Annotated in this window: 11 protein-coding genes and 2 pseudogenes; 5 read left to right on the forward strand and 8 right to left on the reverse strand. The window is 72.3% G+C overall.

The features are described from left to right. Position 1 precedes the first annotated feature (1 nt). Positions 2 to 1,363, reverse strand: a complete 1,362-nt coding sequence (locus BS75_RS10210) for a glutamine synthetase family protein (RefSeq protein ID WP_034087994.1) — start codon at positions 1,361 to 1,363, stop codon at positions 2 to 4. A gap of 189 nt (positions 1,364 to 1,552) precedes the next feature. On the opposite strand from BS75_RS10210, the gene BS75_RS10215 reads away from it, so the two are divergent. Continuing rightward, positions 1,553 to 3,310, forward strand: a complete 1,758-nt coding sequence (locus BS75_RS10215) for an NAD+ synthase (protein WP_034087995.1) — start codon at positions 1,553 to 1,555, stop codon at positions 3,308 to 3,310. A 93-nt stretch (positions 3,311 to 3,403) separates the two neighbouring features. On the opposite strand, the gene BS75_RS10220 is transcribed toward BS75_RS10215, so the two are convergent. From BS75_RS10220 to BS75_RS10230, 4 genes and pseudogenes are all read right to left on the reverse strand, one after another. After that, positions 3,404 to 4,432, reverse strand: coding sequence for an endonuclease/exonuclease/phosphatase family protein (locus tag BS75_RS10220; protein WP_052069316.1), 1,029 nt, complete (start codon positions 4,430 to 4,432; stop codon positions 3,404 to 3,406). Positions 4,433 to 4,489: 57 nt separating this feature from the next. After that, positions 4,490 to 4,894, reverse strand: coding sequence for a TetR-like C-terminal domain-containing protein (locus BS75_RS10225; protein ID WP_231607736.1), 405 nt, complete (start codon positions 4,892 to 4,894; stop codon positions 4,490 to 4,492). A gap of 18 nt (positions 4,895 to 4,912) precedes the next feature. After that, a pseudogene (locus tag BS75_RS51405) lies at positions 4,913 to 5,041 on the reverse strand (helix-turn-helix domain-containing protein); the annotation flags it as partial. A gap of 127 nt (positions 5,042 to 5,168) precedes the next feature. Continuing rightward, a complete protein-coding gene (locus tag BS75_RS10230; RefSeq protein ID WP_034087997.1) occupies positions 5,169 to 6,812 on the reverse strand; it encodes an MFS transporter in 1,644 nt (547 codons plus the stop codon). Between the two features lie 182 nt (positions 6,813 to 6,994). Between BS75_RS10230 and panB the strand changes: the two genes are divergently transcribed. The 3 genes from panB (at position 6,995) to BS75_RS10245 (ending at position 9,866) form a co-directional block, all read left to right on the forward strand. Then, positions 6,995 to 7,891, forward strand: coding sequence for a 3-methyl-2-oxobutanoate hydroxymethyltransferase (panB, locus tag BS75_RS10235; RefSeq protein ID WP_034087998.1), 897 nt, complete (start codon positions 6,995 to 6,997; stop codon positions 7,889 to 7,891). Between the two features lie 128 nt (positions 7,892 to 8,019). After that, a complete protein-coding gene (locus BS75_RS10240; RefSeq protein ID WP_034087999.1) occupies positions 8,020 to 9,042 on the forward strand; it encodes a daunorubicin resistance protein DrrA family ABC transporter ATP-binding protein in 1,023 nt (340 codons plus the stop codon). Continuing rightward, positions 9,039 to 9,866 (forward strand): ABC transporter permease, encoded by an 828-nt coding sequence (locus BS75_RS10245; RefSeq protein ID WP_152646086.1) that lies wholly within the window; start codon positions 9,039 to 9,041, stop codon positions 9,864 to 9,866. Before BS75_RS10240 ends, BS75_RS10245 begins: the two co-directional genes overlap by 4 nt. A 2,247-nt stretch (positions 9,867 to 12,113) precedes the next feature. Here BS75_RS10245 and BS75_RS50155 read toward each other — a convergent pair. Then, positions 12,114 to 13,376 (reverse strand): annotated as a pseudogene (locus BS75_RS50155) (BTAD domain-containing putative transcriptional regulator); the annotation flags it as partial. On the opposite strand from BS75_RS50155, the gene BS75_RS10260 reads away from it, so the two are divergent. Next, the gene (locus tag BS75_RS10260; RefSeq protein ID WP_034092761.1) at positions 13,363 to 13,920 is read left to right on the forward strand and encodes a DUF421 domain-containing protein; all 558 of its coding nucleotides are present in this window, start codon (positions 13,363 to 13,365) and stop codon (positions 13,918 to 13,920) included. The pseudogene BS75_RS50155 and the gene BS75_RS10260 sit on opposite strands and share 14 nt — an antisense overlap. A 156-nt stretch (positions 13,921 to 14,076) precedes the next feature. Here the strand turns inward: BS75_RS10260 and BS75_RS10265 are convergent, their stop codons facing one another. After that, positions 14,077 to 15,720, reverse strand: a complete 1,644-nt coding sequence (locus BS75_RS10265; RefSeq protein ID WP_034088002.1) for a bifunctional aspartate transaminase/aspartate 4-decarboxylase — start codon at positions 15,718 to 15,720, stop codon at positions 14,077 to 14,079. Between the two features lie 39 nt (positions 15,721 to 15,759). Next, complete coding sequence (gene aspT, locus BS75_RS10270) at positions 15,760 to 17,442, reverse strand: aspartate-alanine antiporter (RefSeq protein WP_034088003.1); 1,683 nt, start codon at positions 17,440 to 17,442, stop codon at positions 15,760 to 15,762. Between the last annotated feature and the right edge of the window lie 359 nt (positions 17,443 to 17,801).

Below are 17,801 nucleotides of genomic sequence, written 5' to 3' on the forward strand. Positions count from 1 at the left end.
GTCAGAGGACCGGGAGGTTCTTCCGGAGCTCGAAGGCGGTGACCTCCTGGCGGTACTCCTCCCACTCCTGGCGCTTGTTGCGCAGGAAGAAGTCGAAGACGTGCTCGCCCAGGGTCTCCTGGACCAGCTCGCTGTGCTGCATCAGGTCGATCGCCTCGCCGAGGTTCTGCGGGAGCGGCTGGATGCCCATCGCGCGGCGCTCCATGCTGCTGAGCGCCCAGACGTCGTCGTCGGCGCCTGGGGGCAGCTCGTAGCCCTCCTGAATGCCCTTCAGGCCGGCTGCGAGGATCACCGAGTAGGCCAGGTAGGGGTTGCAGCCGGTGTCCAGCGAGCGGATCTCGACCCGGGTCGAGCCCTGCTTGCTGGGCTTGTACATCGGGACCCGGACCAGCGCGGAGCGGTTGTTGTGGCCCCAGCAGATGTAGGAGGGGGCCTCGCCGCCGGCGCCGGCCGCGCGCTGGGAGCCGCCCCAGATGCGCTTGTAGGAGTTGACCCACTGGTTGGTGATCGCGGCGGTCTCGGCGGCGTGCTTCAGCAGGCCGGCGATGAAGGAGCGGCCCACCTTGGAGAGCTGGTACTCGGCCCCGGCCTCGTGGAAGGCGTTGCGGTCGCCCTCGAACAGCGAGAGGTGGGTGTGCATGCCCGAGCCCGGGTACTGCGAGAACGGCTTCGGCATGAAGCTGGCGTGGACGCCCTGCTCCAGCGCGACCTCCTTCATGACCGTGCGGAAGGTCATGATGTTGTCGGCGGTGGACAGCGCGTCGGCGTAGCGGAGGTCGATCTCCTGCTGGCCGGGGGCGCCCTCGTGGTGGCTGAACTCCACCGAGATGCCCATCGACTCCAGCATGGTGATGGCCTGTCGGCGGAAGTCGTGGCCGACGCCGCGCGGGGTGTGGTCGAAGTAGCCGGAGTGGTCGGCCGGGGTGGGCACGCTGCCGTCCGCGGGCAGGTCCTTGAGCAGGAAGAACTCGATCTCGGGGTGGGTGTAGAAGGTGAACCCGAGGTTGGAGCACTTCTCCAGGGTGCGCTTCAGGACATAGCGCGGATCGGCGTAGGAGGGCGAGCCGTCCGGCATCAGGATGTCGCAGAACATCCGTGCGGTCCCGGGGGACTCGGACCGCCAGGGCAGTATCTGGAAGGTCGACGGGTCCGGCTGGGCCAGCATGTCCGACTCGTACACCCGGGCGAAGCCCTCGATGGCGGAACCGTCGAAGCCGATCCCCTCCTCGAACGCCTGGTCGAGCTCGGCGGGTGCGACCGCGACGGACTTCAGAAAGCCGAGGACGTCCGTGAACCACAGTCGGACGAACCGGATGTCGCGCTCTTCGAGTGTGCGGAGAACAAACTCCTGCTGCTTGCCCATGGCGACAGTCTCACCTCTGCTCTTTACGTCCGCGTTAACGGGGCGCGGCCTCCTGGGTCGACGCGCCCCGCGCCGTCTTGTCCGCTGGTCGCATCATCGCAGATCCGCGCCTGGCCGTGGCGGGTCACGAGCCCCCCGTCCGGGCGGCCCGACTGCCCATAGCGTCGCTCCGACGATTACGCTGACCGGGTGCCTCACCTTCGCCTTGCGCTCAACCAGATCGACACCACGGTCGGCGACATCGCCGGCAACAGCGACCTCGTCGTGCACTGGACCCGCCACGCCGCCGAACGCGGCGCCCAGCTGGTGGCCTTCCCGGAGATGGCCCTGACCGGCTACCCGGTCGAGGACCTGGCGCTGCGCCCCTCCTTCGTGGACGCCTCGCGCTCCGCGCTGGTCGCGCTCGCCGAGCGGCTGGAGGAGGAGGGCCTGGGCGGCACCGCCGTCGTCGTCGGCTACCTCGGCCGCTCCACCAACGCCTCGGAACGGCTCGGGCTGCCCACCGGTTCGCCGCAGAACTGCGCGGCGCTGCTGCACGGCGGCAAGGTCGTCACCCGGCTGGCCAAGCACCACCTGCCCAACTACGGGGTGTTCGACGAGTACCGCTACTTCGTGCCCGGCGACACCCTGCCGGTGGTCCGGCTCCACGGCGTGGACGTCGCCCTCGCCGTCTGCGAGGACATCTGGCAGGACGGCGGCCGGGTGCAGGCCGCCCGGCAGGCCGAGGCCGGGCTGCTGCTGGTGGTCAACGCCTCCCCCTACGAGGCGGACAAGGACGGCCTCCGGCTCGACCTGGTGCGCCGCCGGGCGGTCGAGGCCGGCTGCACCCTCGCCTACGTGAACCTGGTCGGCGGCCAGGACGAGCTGGTCTTCGACGGCGACTCGGTGGTGGTCTCCGGCGCGGGCGAGGTGCTCGGCCGGGCGCCCCGCTTCGCCGAGACCTGCCTGCTGCTCGACCTGGAGCTGCCCGAGGCCACCGCCGAGACCGGGCAGGGCAGCCGGTTCGTCGCCGACGGCCTGGAGGTCCACTACAGCGTCGTCGCCGAGGAGCTGCTGCCCGAGCCCGCCGTACCGCTGTCCCCGGTCCAGGCGCCGCGCCTGGACCCGGAGGAGGAGATCTACCAGGCGCTGGTGACCGGGCTGCGCGCGTACGTGCGGAAGAACGGCTTCAGCTCGGTGCTGATCGGCCTCTCCGGCGGCATCGACTCGGCGCTGGTCGCCGCGCTGGCGGTGGACGCCGTCGGCGCCGACAACGTCCACTGCGTCTCCATGCCGAGCGCCTACTCCTCCCAGCACTCCCGGGACGACGCCGCCGAGCTGGCCCGGCGCACCGGGCTGCACTTCCGCACCGTGTCGATCGCGCCGATGTTCGACGCCTACATGGGCGCGCTGGGGCTGACCGGGCTGGCCGAGGAGAACCTCCAGTCCCGGCTGCGCGGCACCCTGCTGATGGCCATCTCCAACCAGGAGAACCACCTGGTCCTCGCCCCCGGCAACAAGAGCGAGCTGGCCGTCGGCTACTCCACCCTCTACGGCGACTCGGTCGGCGCCTTCGGCCCGATCAAGGACGTCTACAAGTCGCTGATCTTCCGGCTGGCGGTGTGGCGCAACGAGGCGGCGGTGGAACGCGGGGAGACCCCGCCGATCCCGGAGAACACCATCCTCAAGCCGCCGAGCGCGGAGCTGCGCCCGGGGCAGGTGGACACCGACTCGCTGCCGGACTACGAGCTGCTGGACGCCGTCCTGACCGCCTACATCGAGCAGGACCACGGCCGGGCCGAGATCCTGGCCGAGGGCTACGACCCGGCCGTGGTGGACCGGGTGATCCGGCTGGTCGACACGGCCGAGTACAAGCGTCGGCAGTACCCGCCGGGCACCAAGATCTCCTCCAAGGGCTTCGGCCGGGACCGGCGCCAGCCGATCACCAACCGCTGGCGCGAGAGCTGACGCCGGGGGCGGAGCCTGTCGCGGTTCGGCGCTCGCCGCGGTTCGGCGCTCGCCGCGGTTCGGCGCTCGCCGCGGTTCGGCGCTCGCCGCGGTTCAGAGTTCGATGTGGGCGGCGATCGGGAGGTGGTCGCTGCCGGTGCGGGGCAGGGTCCAGGCGTGGGTCGGGGTGACGCCCCGGGTCATGATCTGGTCGATCCGGGTCATCGGGAACTCCGCCGGATAGCTGAAGCCGAAGCCCGAGCCGGCCGAGCCCTGCGCCGAGCGCATCTGCGAGGTGACCGGGGCGAGGCTGCGGTCGTTCATGGTCCCGTTGAGGTCGCCCAGCAGGATCACCCGGGGCAGGGTCTCCGCCGCCAGGGCCAGGCCGAGGGCGTTGGCGCTGGCGTCGCGCTGGTTGGCGGTGAAGCCGTTGTCGAAGTTCACCCGCACGGACGGCAGGTGGGCCACATAGACGGCGACCTTCCCCTGGGGCGTCTCCACCACGGTGCGCAGCGCCCGGACCCAGCCGATCCTGATGTCCACCGGCGCGGTGTCGACCAGCGGATCCTTGGACCAGAGGCCGACCGTGCCCTCGACCGCGCGGTAGGGGTACTCCGCCGCCAGGTCGTGCTCGTAGACCGGCAGCGCCGTCGCGGTGACCTCGACCAGTGAGATCACGTCCGGGTCGGCCGCCTCCAGCACCCTGACGGTGCCGGGGATGTCCTTGTTGTAGGCCCAGACATTGTGCTGGACCACGGTGAAGTCGTACGACCCGCCGCCCTTGCTGGTCAGCAGCGCGCCGAAGAGGTTGACCCAGAGCAGCACCGGCACCATCAGCGCCGCCAGCGCCGTCGCCGAGCGCCGGACCAGGGCGGCCACCAGCAGCACCGGGACGCCGACGCCGACCCAGGGCAGGAAACTCTCCAGCAGGCTGCCGAAGTTGCCGAACCGGTTGGGGACCTCGGCGTGGAAGGCCAGCAGGCAGGCGAGCAGCAGCGCGAACAGGGCCGGCAGCAGGCCGCGTCGCCAGGTGTTGTGACCCCGTCGGTCGCGCCCCCAGCCGCCGACCCCGGGGATCCGCCGTCTGCCGGCGGCGTCGCTCGCTGCGGCCTGCGGTTCGGTTCGGGCCGTGTCGTACCCCATGTGCCCTGCTCATCCCTGTCGTCAACGTATGAGGAGAAGGACGTGCGGGCCGGGCTGTCAGGTTCCGGCAGTCCGCGGCGCGATGCCCTGGAGCACTGTGTCGACGATCACGGCCGGCAGGTCCGGATCGTCGAGCGATGCGTCCGGATGCAGCATGGCACGGGAGAGCATGGGGCCGATGATCAGCTCGCCGAGCAGGTCGGGGTCCACGTCGCCGCGGATCTCGCCGTTGGCCACGCCCTCCTCGATCAGTCGGCGCAGCCGGGCCCGGCGAGGGGCGACGACCTGGGCACAGTAGCGGTCGTAGAGGGCGGGCGTCGAGCGCAGGTCGGCCACCGCGCCGGCGAAGGAGGTCGGATCCCGCCGGGCCATGGTGGACTGGCGGAGGTACTCCAGAATCTCCACCAGGGTGTCGCGCACCGTGCCGCCCCGGTACTCGGGCTCCGGCGGCTCGGCCCGCACCAGGACGTCGAAGAGCAGTTCCTCCTTGTTGGGCCAGCGCCGGTAGATGGTCGCCTTGCCGACGCCGGCCTGGGCGGCGATGCCCTCGATCGAGATGTTGTTCAGGCTGCTGCCCCGGGTGAGCAGTTCCAGCGCGGCCTCGATGATCGACTGTTCGGCCGCCTCGCTGCGGGGGCGACCCCGGCGGGGCCCGGCGGGGCACGGAGCGCCCGCCGGGCGCTCCCCGCCGCCGGACCGGCTGCTGTCTGTTCGTCCGCCTCGCTGATCATGCTGTCTATCCTGCCGTCTCCGGCACTGCTTCGGCGCCCGGGGCGGCGGCGGGGGCGGCGCCCGGACCGGTGGCGGGGCCGGCCCCGGGGGCGGCGCCCGGCGCGCCGACCCGGCCCGGCAGGAAGGCCGCGGCCACGATCGCGCCGATGACCGCCACCACTCCGGCGGAGAACGCGGTCACGTGCATCGCGTGCATGAAGGCGTCCTTCGCCGGGTCCACCAGGCCCGCCGCCCGCGGGCCGACCCGCTGGACGACGCCGAGCGTCCCCTCGATGGACTCGCCCGCCGGGGCCCGCAGCGCGGCGGGCAGCGCGCCCAGCCGGTTCTGGATCCCGTCGCGGTAGCTGGTGGACAGCACCGCGCCCAGGATGGCGACCCCGAGCGAGCCGCCGACCTGCCGGAAGGTGTTGCTGACCGCCGAACCGGAGCCGGCCTTCTCCCGCGGCAGGCTGGACATGATGGTCACCGTGGCCGGGGGCATGACCAGGGCCATGCCGACGCCCTGGACGAACGCCAGGACCTCCAGCACCCAGATCCCGGTCTCCCGGCCCAGCAGCATGAACCCGCCGAAGGCCAGCGCGATCAGCAGCATCCCGGCGGTGCAGGTGGCGCGGACGCCGAAGCGGGTCACCGCGTGCCGGGCGCGCGGCGAGACCAGCAGCTGGCCGACGGCCATCGGCAGCAGCAGCAGACCCGCCTGCAGCGGGCTGTAGCCGCGGATGCTCTGCATGTAGAAGACCCCGAAGAAGGTCACCCCCATCAGCGCGAAGAAGGTCAGCCCGATGGCGACCACCGAGGCCGAGAAGTGCCGGTTGCGGAACCAGGCGATGGTGAGCACCGGGTGGCTGGCGCGCTGCTGCTGCCAGACGAAGAGCCCGAGCAGCACCAGCCCGCCGAGCAGCGGCACCCAGCAGTGGGTGGTGGTGAAGTCGGCGTCCTGGCCGCCCTGGATGATCCCGTAGATCAGCGCGACCAGGCCGAGTATCGAGAGCAGCACCCCGGTCGGGTCGAGCCGGCCCGGCTTCGGGTCACGGGAGTCGGGGACCAGCCAGACCATGGCGACGACGGCCAGCACCACGATCGGCACGTTCACCAGGAAGACCGAGCCCCACCAGAAGTGGGCCAGCAGGATGCCGCCGACCACCGGGCCGATGGCGATGGCCATCCCGACCGCGCCGGAGTAGATGCCGATGGCGCGCGGCTGCTCCTCGCGCTCGAAGACGTTCATGATGATCGCCAGCGTGGCCGGCATCACGAAGGCGCCGCCGAGGCCCATGGCCGCACGGAAGGCGATGAGCTCGCCCGGGGTGTCGGCCAGGGAGCAGAGCAGCGAGCCCGCGCCGAACAGCACCATGCCGATCAGCAGGGCCTTCTTCCGGCCGAACCGGTCGCCGAGCAGGCCAGCCGTGAACAGCAGGCCGGCGAAGACCAGGGTGTAGGCGTTGACCGCCCATTCCAGCTGGCTCTGGGTGGCGCCGAGGCCGGTGGGCGCGGGACTGGCGATGGTCTTCATCGCGACGTTGAGGATCGAGCTGTCCAGCACCACGACGAGCAGGCTGCACAGCAGGACCGCGAGGACGGCCCACCGGCGGCGGTGGACCGCCTCGGGGACTCGGCGCGCCGTCGGCGCGGGGGCAGTGGTGGTCATGGCCACATGCTAGCCGTCTTTACGATACGAGACGTCCTCGTATCGTAAAGATTCGGCAACGGTCACGTGCCGCAGAACACGCCTGCCCGCCCCTTTGCGCGCGTGGGCCGGCGTGACAGCATGGAGGGGAATCCGGGGACGCCCCTGCGGCGCCACGAGACGACCCACACAGGAGAACTGCCATGCAGAACGGTTCGCTTCAGCCTGCCCTCGCACCGTCCGACGCGGAGAAGCCCGCCGCGGAGAAGCCCGCCGCCTCCCTCTACGGCGGCGTCACCACCCGCCGGGTGACGGTGCGCGACCTGGCCACCGCCAAGCAGCGCGGCGAGCGCTGGCCCATGCTCACCGCCTACGACGCGCTCACCGCCTCCGTCTTCGACGACGCCGGGATCCCGGTGCTGCTGGTCGGCGACTCGGCCGGCAACTGTCACCTCGGCTACGAGACCACCGTCCCGGTGACCATGGATCAGATGGTGATGCTCTCCGCCGCCGTCGTCCGCGGCACCAAGCGCGCCCTGATCGTCGCCGACCTGCCCTTCGGCTCCTACCAGGAGTCCCCCGCCCAGGCCCTGCACAACGCCGCCCGGCTGATGAAGGAGGCCGGCGTCGGCGCGGTGAAGCTGGAGGGCGGCGAGCGCTCCGCCCACGCCATCGAGCTGCTGGTGCAGGCCGGTGTGCCGGTCATGGCGCACCTCGGGCTGACCCCGCAGTCCGTCCACGCCCTGGGCGGCTACCCGGTCCAGGGGCGCGGCGACGAGGCCGCGCACCAGCTGCTGCGGGACGCCAAGACGGTCGCGGCGGCCGGCGCCTTCGCGGTCGTGCTGGAGGCCGTACCGGCCGAGCTGGCGACGCAGGTCACCGCCTCGGTGCAGATCCCGACCGTCGGCATCGGCGCGGGCCCCGACTGCGACGCCCAGGTGCTGGTCTGGACGGACATGGCCGGGATGACCGCGGGCCGGGTGCCGAAGTTCGTCAAGCAGTACGCCGACCTCCGCGCCACCCTCGGCGACGCGGCCCGGGCGTTCAGCGACGACGTCATCGGCGGCAGCTTCCCGGCTCCGGAGCACACCTTCCACTGACCTTCCCACCGAGGCCCGGTCCCCGTCGGCACGCTGACGGAGGCCGGGCCTCCGTGACGGAACCGCTGACGGAACCGCTGACGGACGCACGACGGGGCGGTGACGGGGCGGCTCGCGACAGTGGGGGCATGACATCGAGCGCAGGAAGCACCCCCGCCGTCGAGGTACGGGGGCTGGCGAAGTACTACGGGGAGACCAAGGCCCTGGACGGGGTCGACCTGACGGTGCGTGAGGGCACCGTCAGAGGGGTGCTGGGGCCGAACGGGGCGGGCAAGACCACGCTCGTCCGGATCCTGTCCACCCTGGTGAAGCCGGACGCGGGCACCGCCCTCGTCGGCGGCTGGGACGTGCTCCGGCAGCCCCGGCAGCTGCGCCGGACGATCGGGCTGACCGGCCAGTACGCCTCGGTCGACGAGCTGCTGTCCGGCTACGAGAACCTCTACCTGATCGGCCGGCTGCTGGACCTGTCGCCCAAGGGCGCCAAGGCCAGGGCGACCGAACTGCTGGAGCGCTTCTCGCTGACCGAGGCCGCCAGGCGTCCGGCGAAGACCTACTCCGGCGGGATGCGCCGCCGGCTCGACCTGGCCGCGTCGATGACCGGCCGGCCCCGGGTGCTGTTCCTGGACGAGCCGACCACCGGGCTCGACCCGCGCACCAGGAACGAGGTCTGGCAGGAGGTCCGCCGGATGGTCCACGAGGGTTCGACGGTGCTGCTGACCACCCAGTACATGGAGGAGGCGGAGCAGCTGGCCGAGGACCTGACCGTCTTCGACCACGGCCGGGTGATCGCCGACGGCGGGGTGGAGGAGCTGAAGCGCCAGGTCGGCGGGCAGACCCTGACGGTCCGTCCGGCACGGCCGGAGCAGCTGGACGAGATGGTCGGCTGCCTGGCCCGGTACGGCGCGTCCGCCGACCGGGAGTCGGGCCTGCTGACCCTGCCGGTGATCGGCGAGGAGCAGCTCACCGCCGTGATCGCGACGCTGGGCGCCGGCGGCTTCGGCATCGCCGCGATCGAGACCCGGATGCCGAGCCTGGACGAGGTCTTCCTGGCGATCACCGGGCTCCCGGATGTCCCGGTCGGGACCGCCGGGGCGCCGGTCGGCGCAGTTCCCACCACCAGCACCAGCGAGCAGATGGAGAGCGTGGCATGAGCGTGATGACGGCGCCGCCGACCCTGGCGGACGAGCTCCGCAGGACCGAGGACCAGCGGATCAGCCTCGGCGCCTCGCTGCACCACATCGCGGCGCTGACCCGCCGCAACCTGATGCGGATCAAGGCCGACCCGGAGTCCATGCTGGACGTCCTGCTGATGCCGATCCTGTTCACCCTGATCTTCGTCTACGTCTTCGGCGGCGCGATCTCCGGCAGCCAGAGCGACTACATCCAGTACATGGTGCCGGGGATGCTCGGGCAGATCGGGCTCAACCTGGCGATGGCCGTGGGCACCGGGCTGAACCAGGACTTCGGCACCGGGGTGATGGACCGGTTCCGCAGCCTGCCGATCGGGCGCAGCTCCGTGCTGATCGCGAAGCTGCTGGCGGAGTGCGTCCGCTCGCTGATATCGCTGCTGGTGCTGGTGCCCTTCGCGATGATCCTGGGGATGCGGATCCACACCGGCCCGGTGCAGCTGCTGGCCGCGCTGGGGCTGGCCCTGGCCTTCGGCTCGGCGATGGTGTGGGTGTCGATGCTGCTCGGGATGTCGCTGAAGAACGCCCAGGCCGTGCAGGGGATCGGCATGCTGATCACCATGCCGCTGCAGTTCGGCAGCTCGACCTTCGCCCCGACCAGCACCATGCCGGGCTGGCTGCACGCCTTCACCCGGGTCAACCCGCTGTCCGCGCTGGCCGACTCCAGCCGGGCGCTGATCAACGGCGGCCCGGTGCTGCACCCCGCGCTGGAGGTGCTGGCCTGGACGGTCGGGCTGACGGCGGTGTTCGCCCCGCTGGCGGTGGCGAAGTACAAGAAGCGGACCTGAGCCCGCCTCAGGCGTCGCGCAGCAGGGCCGCGACCGCAGCCGTGTCCAGGGACTCCCCCTCGGCGCGGGCTGCGGCGTAGGCCTGCTCGCCGAGCAGCTCACGCAGCCCGGCGACGGTCTCCGCCAGCGACTCCCGCTCCAGGTGGTGGCTGGCGTCGCGGGCGAGCTGCCGGCCGGCGGCGCCGAGCAGCGCCGCTGCCCGCCAGGCCGGTCCCGGCTCGCGCGCCGACGCCGACGCCCCGGCCCCTCACCCGCCGCCTCCCCCGCCCCCTCCGGCGAGCGGCCGGAGGCGTCGGCGCGGGCGCACTCGAACAGGATCGCGGCGGCCGTCGGCGCCAGTTGCAGGGCCAGCTGCGCACCGACCAGCTCGCTCATGACATTGCCGTCCATGGACTTCAGCCCGGCCCGCATCCGCCGCAGCCCGTCGTGGGGACGGCCCTCGACCGCGTCCAGTCGGCCGAGGACGGCCTCGACCATGCCGACGAGCATGGCGCCCATGCCGGACACCGCGAGGTTGTCCCGGAGCGGTTCCAGCAGGGCCCGGGCCTCCTGCAGGCGGCCCTCGCGCGCCGCCAGCAGGGAGAGCACGGTACTGCCGTAGAAGGCGGCGCCCTGGGTGCGGGGGGCGGTGCCGGCCGCGGCGGCCACCCCGGCCCGGAGCTGTCGCTCCCCCTCCTCGAACTCGCCGAGGCCCAGCAGCGAGTCGCCGAGGCGGACCAGCAGCATCGGCAGGTCCTGGAGGGCGCCGACGCTGCGGGCCAGTTCGACCGCGCGGCGGGAGGCGGCGACGGCCAGGGCGAAGTCACCGGTGAAGGCCGCGGTCTCGGCCTGGCCGGCCAGTGCCTCGGCCATGCCCCAGCTGTCGCCGAGCCGGGTGAACACGTCCAGGCTCTCCTGGACGTCGGCCCGGGCCCGTTCCAGGCCGCCGACCTGGTCGTTGGAGAACTTGCACCTCATCTGCAGCGCGTAGGCCAGCTCCCAGGGGCGGCCGAAGGCCCGGCAGCAGTCGACCAGTTCGTCGACGGACCGGCCCATCGCCTCGAAGTCGCCGGTGAAGATCACCGAGTAGACCCGGAGCAGCCCGGGCAGCCGCGCGGACTGCGGCAGCTCCGGCGGGTAGGCGGCGAGAATCTGCCGGCCGTACTGTCGGCTCTCCTCGGTCGGGGCCATCAGCCCCTCGGACTGCCCCAGCAGGTAGTAGCAGAACTCCACCGCCCGGCGGGCCTCCGCCAGCACCGGCGCGGGCCAGGGCGGGGCCAGGTCCAGCGGCCCCTCCGGCAGCGGGGTCGGCGGCCCCGACTCGGCGGCGAGCGCGTCGCCGGGACCGAGCGCCATGACGGCGGCGGTCCACTGGGTCGCCTCCGCCTCGTAGCCGCGCAGCTGCCAGAACCAGCAGAGCGAGAGCAGCAGGCTGCTCGCCTCCTGCTCGTCCCCGGTGGCGACGGCGCGGCGCAGCGCCGCCCTCAGGTTGTCGTGTTCCAGCTCCAGCCGGTCCAGGGCCGCGAGCTGGCCTGCCCCGCGCAGCAGCGGATCGGTGGTGCGGGCGAGTTCGCGGTAGTGACGGATATGGCGATCTGTCAGCTGTGAACCGTCCGCCGCTTCCTGGAACCGCTGCTCCGCGTACTCGTGGATGGTCTCCAGCATCCGGTAGCGCGGGACGGCGGCGTCCAGGGCGACCTGGACCAGGGACTTGTCGACCAGCGAGGCCAGCAGCGGGGCGATGTCCGGGTGCGGCAGCTGCTCGTCGGCGCAGACCTGCTCGGCCGCCTCCAGTGTCCAACCGCCGGCGAAGACCTGCAGCCGGGCCAGCAGCAGCCGCTCCGGCTTGTCCAGCAGCTCCCAGCTCCAGTCGACGACCGCCCGCAGCGTCTGCTGCCGGGGCAGATGGGTGCGGCTGCCGCCGGTGAGCAGCTCGAAGCGGGCGTCCAGCCGGTCCGCGAGCTGACGCGGCGTCATCGCCCGCAGCCGGGCCGCCGCCAGCTCGATGGCGAGCGGCAGGCCGTCCAACCGGCGGCAGATCTCGGTGCAGGCCACCGGGTCCTGTTCCGGGTCGACCGCGCCGCGCTCCGCGAGCAGCCGCAGCGCGGCCGGGTCGGGCAGCGGCTCGACCGGGACCAGGGCCTCGCCGGGCACGCCCAGCGGCTCCCGGCTGGTGGCCAGTACGCTCACCCCCGGGCAGGCCATGATCAGCTGCTCGACGAGTTCCGCGGCCGCCTGGACCAGGTGCTCGCAGTTGTCCAGGACGATCAGCAGCCGACGCGATGCGCAGTGGTCGAGCAGCCGGTCGAGCGGCTGCTCCACCTCGGCCACGGCGACGATGGTGTCGGTCTTCCCGGTGACGTGGAGGGCGGTCGCGCGCAGCCCCAGGGCGCTGAGGACGGCGTCCGGAAGGGCCGACGGGTCGTCCAGCGGGGCCAGTTCGACCAGCCAGACGCCGTCCGGGCAGGAGTCGGCGGGACGGCTCGCGGCGCTCTCCTCCGCCAGCCGGGTCTTCCCGCTGCCGCCGGGGCCGGTGAGGGTGAGCAGCCGTCGGCGCGGCAGCTCCGCCCGGAGCGCGGCCAGTTCGGCGTCCCGCCCGACGAAGCTGGTCAGCCGGGGACGGATATTGGTCCGCACGGGGCCGTCGCCCCGGGGCTTCGGAGCCGACGGCGCGTCCTGCGCCCCGGCCCGCGCCCCGACAGCCTGCGCCCCGCCACGCGCCCCGGCCGCCGCGCCCGACGGCGCCAGCAGCTCCGCGTGGACGGCCCGCAGCTCGGCGCCCGGGTCGGCGCCGAGCTCCTCGGCGAGCCGGCGGCGGAACTCCTCGTACCCGAGCAGCGCCTCCGCCGTCCGCCCGGCGGCCTGCAGCGCCCGCAGCCGCAGCGCCTGCAAGGCCTCGTCCAGCGGCTGGAGTTCGACCAGTGCGGCCAGCTCCTCCAGCACCGTCCCGGTACGGCCGCGGGCCAGCTCGGCGGCGAGCAGCCGACGGCGGACGGCGTCCCGCTGCGCCTCGCAGCGGGCGGCGGCGTCCGCGCGCGAGGGCAGGTCCGCGAGCGCGGGCCCGCGCCACAGCGCCAGCGCGGCGGCCTCGGCGCCCTCCTGCGCGGCCAGCGTCTCGAAGCGCCGCAGGTCGGTGTCGGCGGAGGCGAGCCGGTAGCCTTCGGGCGCGGAGAGCACCTGGTCCGCGCCGAGCGCGCGGCGCAGCCGGGCGACCAGCGTCTGCAGCGCGTCCTGCGGGTCGCCCGGTGGCTCCTCGGCCCACACCTCGTCGATCAGCGCCCAGGCCGGGACCGCCCGGCCGGCCCGCAGGGCCAACGCCGCGAGCAGCGCGCGCAGCCGCGCCCCGGCCAGCGGTACCGGGGTGCCGTCGTCGCGGATCGCCTGCGTGGTCCCGAGGATGCCGTACTGCACCCGGTCATTGTCGTGCATGACTGCTCGGTACCGGAACCGCACAGCGATCACCCGCCGCCGGAGCGGCGGCCGTCCGATCGGCCGGACCGGGCCTAGGCTGCACCGGGTGTGGCACGACATGTTCAGCTCCGGGATCCCTTACGCGGAGAAGGCGATCCGCACCGTGCTGGTCTACCTGGCCCTGCTGGTCCTGCTCCGGCTGGTCGGCAAGCGCGGGCTGGCCCAGCTCAACACGTTCGACCTGGTGGTGATGATGCTGCTGTCGAACGTGGTGCAGAACGCCGTCATCGGCAACGACAACTCGCTCGTCGGCGGACTGTTCGGGGCGGCGGTGCTGCTGTTCACCGACGCGGTGCTGGTCCGCCAGGCCGCCCGCTGGGGCTGGTTCTCCCGGCTGACCGAGGGCACCGCGACGGTCCTGGTCCGGGACGGGCGCTACGACGAGCGGACCCTCCGCCGCCAGGGGGTGAGCCCGGGCGCCCTGGACGTGGCGGTCAGCGTCCAGGGCGGCGACGGCATCGCCGAGGCCGAACTGGTGGTGCTGGAACCCGGCGGCCGGCTGCTGGTCCACCTCCGCCCCGGGGACCAGGTCGCCGACAAGGACGACGTCGCCGCGCTGCGCGCGCTGCTCACCAGCATCGACCGGCGGCTGGCCGGGGGCTGAGCGCGGCGCGTACCGCCCCCTTCCGGGCTCGGTGTTCCGGTCCGCCGGCCCGCCGGAGCGGGAGCTGGAGAGCGGGAGCGGGAGCGGGAGAGCGGGAACGGGTCGGCCGGAGGGCGCCGGCCCGCGCCGCCGGGCGGCGGTGCGGGCCGGCCGGGGTCACTTGCCCGCGGCCCGCCACTCGGCGACGTAGTCGTTGAAGATGTCGCGGAGGTGGTGCCCGATCTTGAGGTAGTCGAGGTCGTTCAGGTTGGCCAGCGAGGCCCGGACCGACCACTCGGGGCCGTCGAAGCCGCCGCCGTTCAGCAGCACCACGCCGGTCTGCTCAGCGAGCCGGAACAGCGGGTCGACCGGCTCGTAGGTGGCCTTCAAGTAGTCCGCGAAGCCCTGGCCGTGCACCCGCTCGGCCTCGGCCAGCAGGTCGAGCTCCACGTAGTAGCCGGCCCGCAGCGGGTCGTCCGCGATCTTCATGGCGGCGCCCTCCAGCAGCAGGTCCAGCCGCCGGTGGACGATGGTCCGGATCAGCTCCTTGTACTCCTGGCCCTCCTCCAGCATGTCGAAGAGCGAGAGCAGCACCATCATCACCTGCTGCGGGGTGGACAGTCCGGCGGTGTGGTTGAGCGCGACCTGGCGGGAGTCGGCGACCAGCCGGTCGATGAACCTGATCTTCTCCGGGTCCAGCGAGAGCCTGCGGTAGCGCTTGGCCAGCCGGTCCTTCTCGGACTGCGGCAGCGCGGCGATCTTCTCGTCGATCACGTTGTCGTCGTTCAGTCCGATCACGCCGAGCCGCCAGCCGGTCACCCCGTAGTGCTTGGAGTAGGAGTACACCAGCAGGGTGTTGCGGGGCAGGTCGGTGGCGATCGAGCGGAAGTCCTCGACGAAGGTGCCGTAGACGTCGTCGGTGACCAGGATCAGGCCCGGGTTCTGGTTCGCGACGATGTCCCTGAGCTGCTCGGCGACCCGGGGGCTGAGCGCGAGCGACGGCGGGTTGGAGGGGTTGACCAGGCAGACCATCCTGATCGACGGGTCCTCCAGCTTGGCCACCTCCTCCTTCGGGTAGCGCCACTCCCGCACCCCCTGCTCGGCGAAGGAGCCGGCCTGGACGTAGGTGATGTCGAAGCCGTAGGCGTCCAGCTCCGGGATCTCGATGTACGGGGTGAACACCGGGACCATCAGCGCGATCCGGTCGCCCCGCCGCAGCAGCCCGTTCTGCATCAGCGAGTCGAAGATGTAGCACATCGCCGCCGTGCCGCCCTCGGTGGCGAACAGGCCGAGGTTCCCGGCCGGCGGCTGCCCGTTGAACATCTCGTCCGCCAGGTAGCCGCGGATGACCTGCTCGGTGCAGGTCAGGATCCGGTCCGGCACCGGGTAGTTGTCGGCGATGGCGGCGTCGGCCAGCTCGTGGACGAAGGTGTCCTTGTCGAAACCGAAGCGCTCCAGCGCGTGCTCGACGCAGGACTGGAGCAGCTCGATCCCGGGCAGGTCCGGGTGGCGGCGGACGAAGGCGTCGAAGCGCTCGCCGCTGCCGGCCGGGGCGGGCATGCCGCCCAGGTCGTCGGCGGTCCAGACCCGGCGCGACTCCTCCACCGAGAAGTAGCCGAGGGCGTAGAACGCCTCGCGCGGACCGGTGGCCACCCAGTTGGGGTTGCCGCGGCCGGCGTTGAGCATCTGGACGGCGGACTTGCCCTGGTGGCTGGTGGCCGCCGCCTTCTCGGCCAGGTCGATGAAGACGTTCTTCAGCTCGAACGGGCTCAGCTGCGCGTACGAGCGGATCTGCTCTCGGGTGAAGGTCGACTTGGGCATGTCCGTCCTCGGTGGGTGCGGTGGCTGGTGGGGCTGCGGTCAGGAGCCCAGTACGCCGACCAGGACCGGCCCGGTCAGCGGCAGCAGGAAGTTGGAGAGGGTGTAGGTGATGGTGTAGCCGAGCATCGGCACCGAGCTCTGGGCGACCTGGGTGATCGAGGTGATGGCCGGGGTGGAGCACTGCTGGCCGGCGATGGCGCCGATGAGCAGCGGTTTCTCGATCTTCAGCAGCGACCGGCCGACCACCAGCGAGATGGTGGCCGGTACCAGCACCATCAGGATCCCGGAGACCGGGAGCAGTGCCCCGTACTGCCTGAGCAGCGGTCCGGCCTCGCTGCCGGAGGCCAGACCGGTGCAGGCGATGAAGATCGCCAGGCCCATGTCCTTGAGCGTGGTGGCGGCCTGGGGCGGGAACGCGCCGAAGGTCTGCCGGCGCGAGCGGAACCAGCCGAAGATCAGGCCGGAGATCAGGCAGCCGCCGCCGGTGCCCAGCGAGAGCGGGATGTCGCCGGCGTGGATGACGACCTGGCCGAGCAGCGAGCCGCAGACGATGCCGAGGCCGAGGTAGACGAAGTCGGTGCTGCTGTTCCTGGCGACGGTGCCGATCCTGGCGACCACCTTGGAGACCCCGGACCGGGACCCGGCCACGGTGAGCACGTCCCCCCGGTGGATCACGGTGTCCGAGGTGGCCGGGAAGTCCTGGTCGTTGCGGAGCACGTCGGTGACGAAGACACCGTTGTCCGTGAACTCCGGGTGCTCCCCGCGCAGGTCGCCCAGGCTCCGGCCGTCGACGGAGCGCTGGGTGACCACCAGTTGGGCGGTGGCCAGCGGGCCGTCCATGCCGGGGATGGCGGCGGTCTCCGGGCCGACCAGCGCGCCGGCGTCGATCACCGCGTCGCGCCGGCCGACCAGCAGCACGGTGTCCCTGCTGCCGAGGACCAGGTCCTCGGGCGGCGGGCTGAGCACCTTGCCGCCGCTGGAGACCGACTCGACGGTGGCCCCGGCGCCCATCGCCGAGCGCAGCTCGGCCACGCTGCGGCCCTTCCCCTGGACCACGTGGTAGGTCCGGCCGACCAGGCCCGGCAGCGCCTCACGCTCGTCCGAGCCGATCGCCCCGTCGCCGCTGCCGCGCATCTTCTCCCACAGGTCGCGGGAGGCGTCGCGCAGGTTGATCCGCAGCATCATCGGCATGATCTGGCTGGTGTAGAGCACGATGGTGATCAGGCCGAACAGGTAGCAGACGGTGTAGGCCGTGGCCACATGCCCCTGATAGGTGGTGATCTGATCCGCGGTCAGTCCCGGCAGCTTGGCGATGGCCTCGGTCGCGGTGCCGACCACGGCCGACTCGGTGGCCGCTCCGGCGAGGATCCCGGAGGCGGTGCCCACATCGAGGTTGAAGATCTTGGCCGCGCCGTAGGCGATGCCGAGCACGCACACCAGTTCGATCAGGCAGAGGGTGAAGAACTTGAGGCTCTTCCGGTTGAGGTTGTTGAAGAACTGCGGGCCCGCCAGGTAGCCGAGCGAGAAGATGAAGAGGGCGAAGAAGACCGTCTTGACGTCGTCGGACACCTTGATGTGCTGGGTGCCCAGCAGCAGGGACACGATGAGGGTCCCGCAGATGCCGCCGAGGGTGATCGGACCGACCCGCAGCTTGCCCACCAGGTACCCGGCCGACAGGCACAGGAAGAGGGCCAGTTCGGGATGGTCTTTGATGACGCCCATGCCACCTCGTTCGGGAGCAGGGCCCCGAAGGGCCGGATGCGGACTTTGCTCTCCCTGTACCAACAACCACCCGCGCGGCCGTCCGGTCGGCGCGGGATTGCCCCTGAATGGCGCATTCCCCTGAACGGCGCAGCGGCGCGCATCTGTCCGGCGCCCCCGTCGGGCCCGGCCGCCCTGCGCCGGACTCCCGACCGGAGAGGTGCCGCCACCATCCGGGGCGGCACCGGGTACGGCCCCGAGCCCGCCGGAACCGGAGGTCGGCGGGCTGCGTTCAGCGGGTAGCCGCCTGGCGGCGCTTGTCCCGGGGGGAGCCGGGGCGGGATGATCGGCACCCACCGAGTCTCCGGAGCCCAGTCACC

The sequence above is a fragment of the Streptacidiphilus albus JL83 genome (genome assembly GCF_000744705.1).
In the GTDB taxonomy this organism is placed as follows: domain Bacteria; phylum Actinomycetota; class Actinomycetes; order Streptomycetales; family Streptomycetaceae; genus Streptacidiphilus; species Streptacidiphilus albus.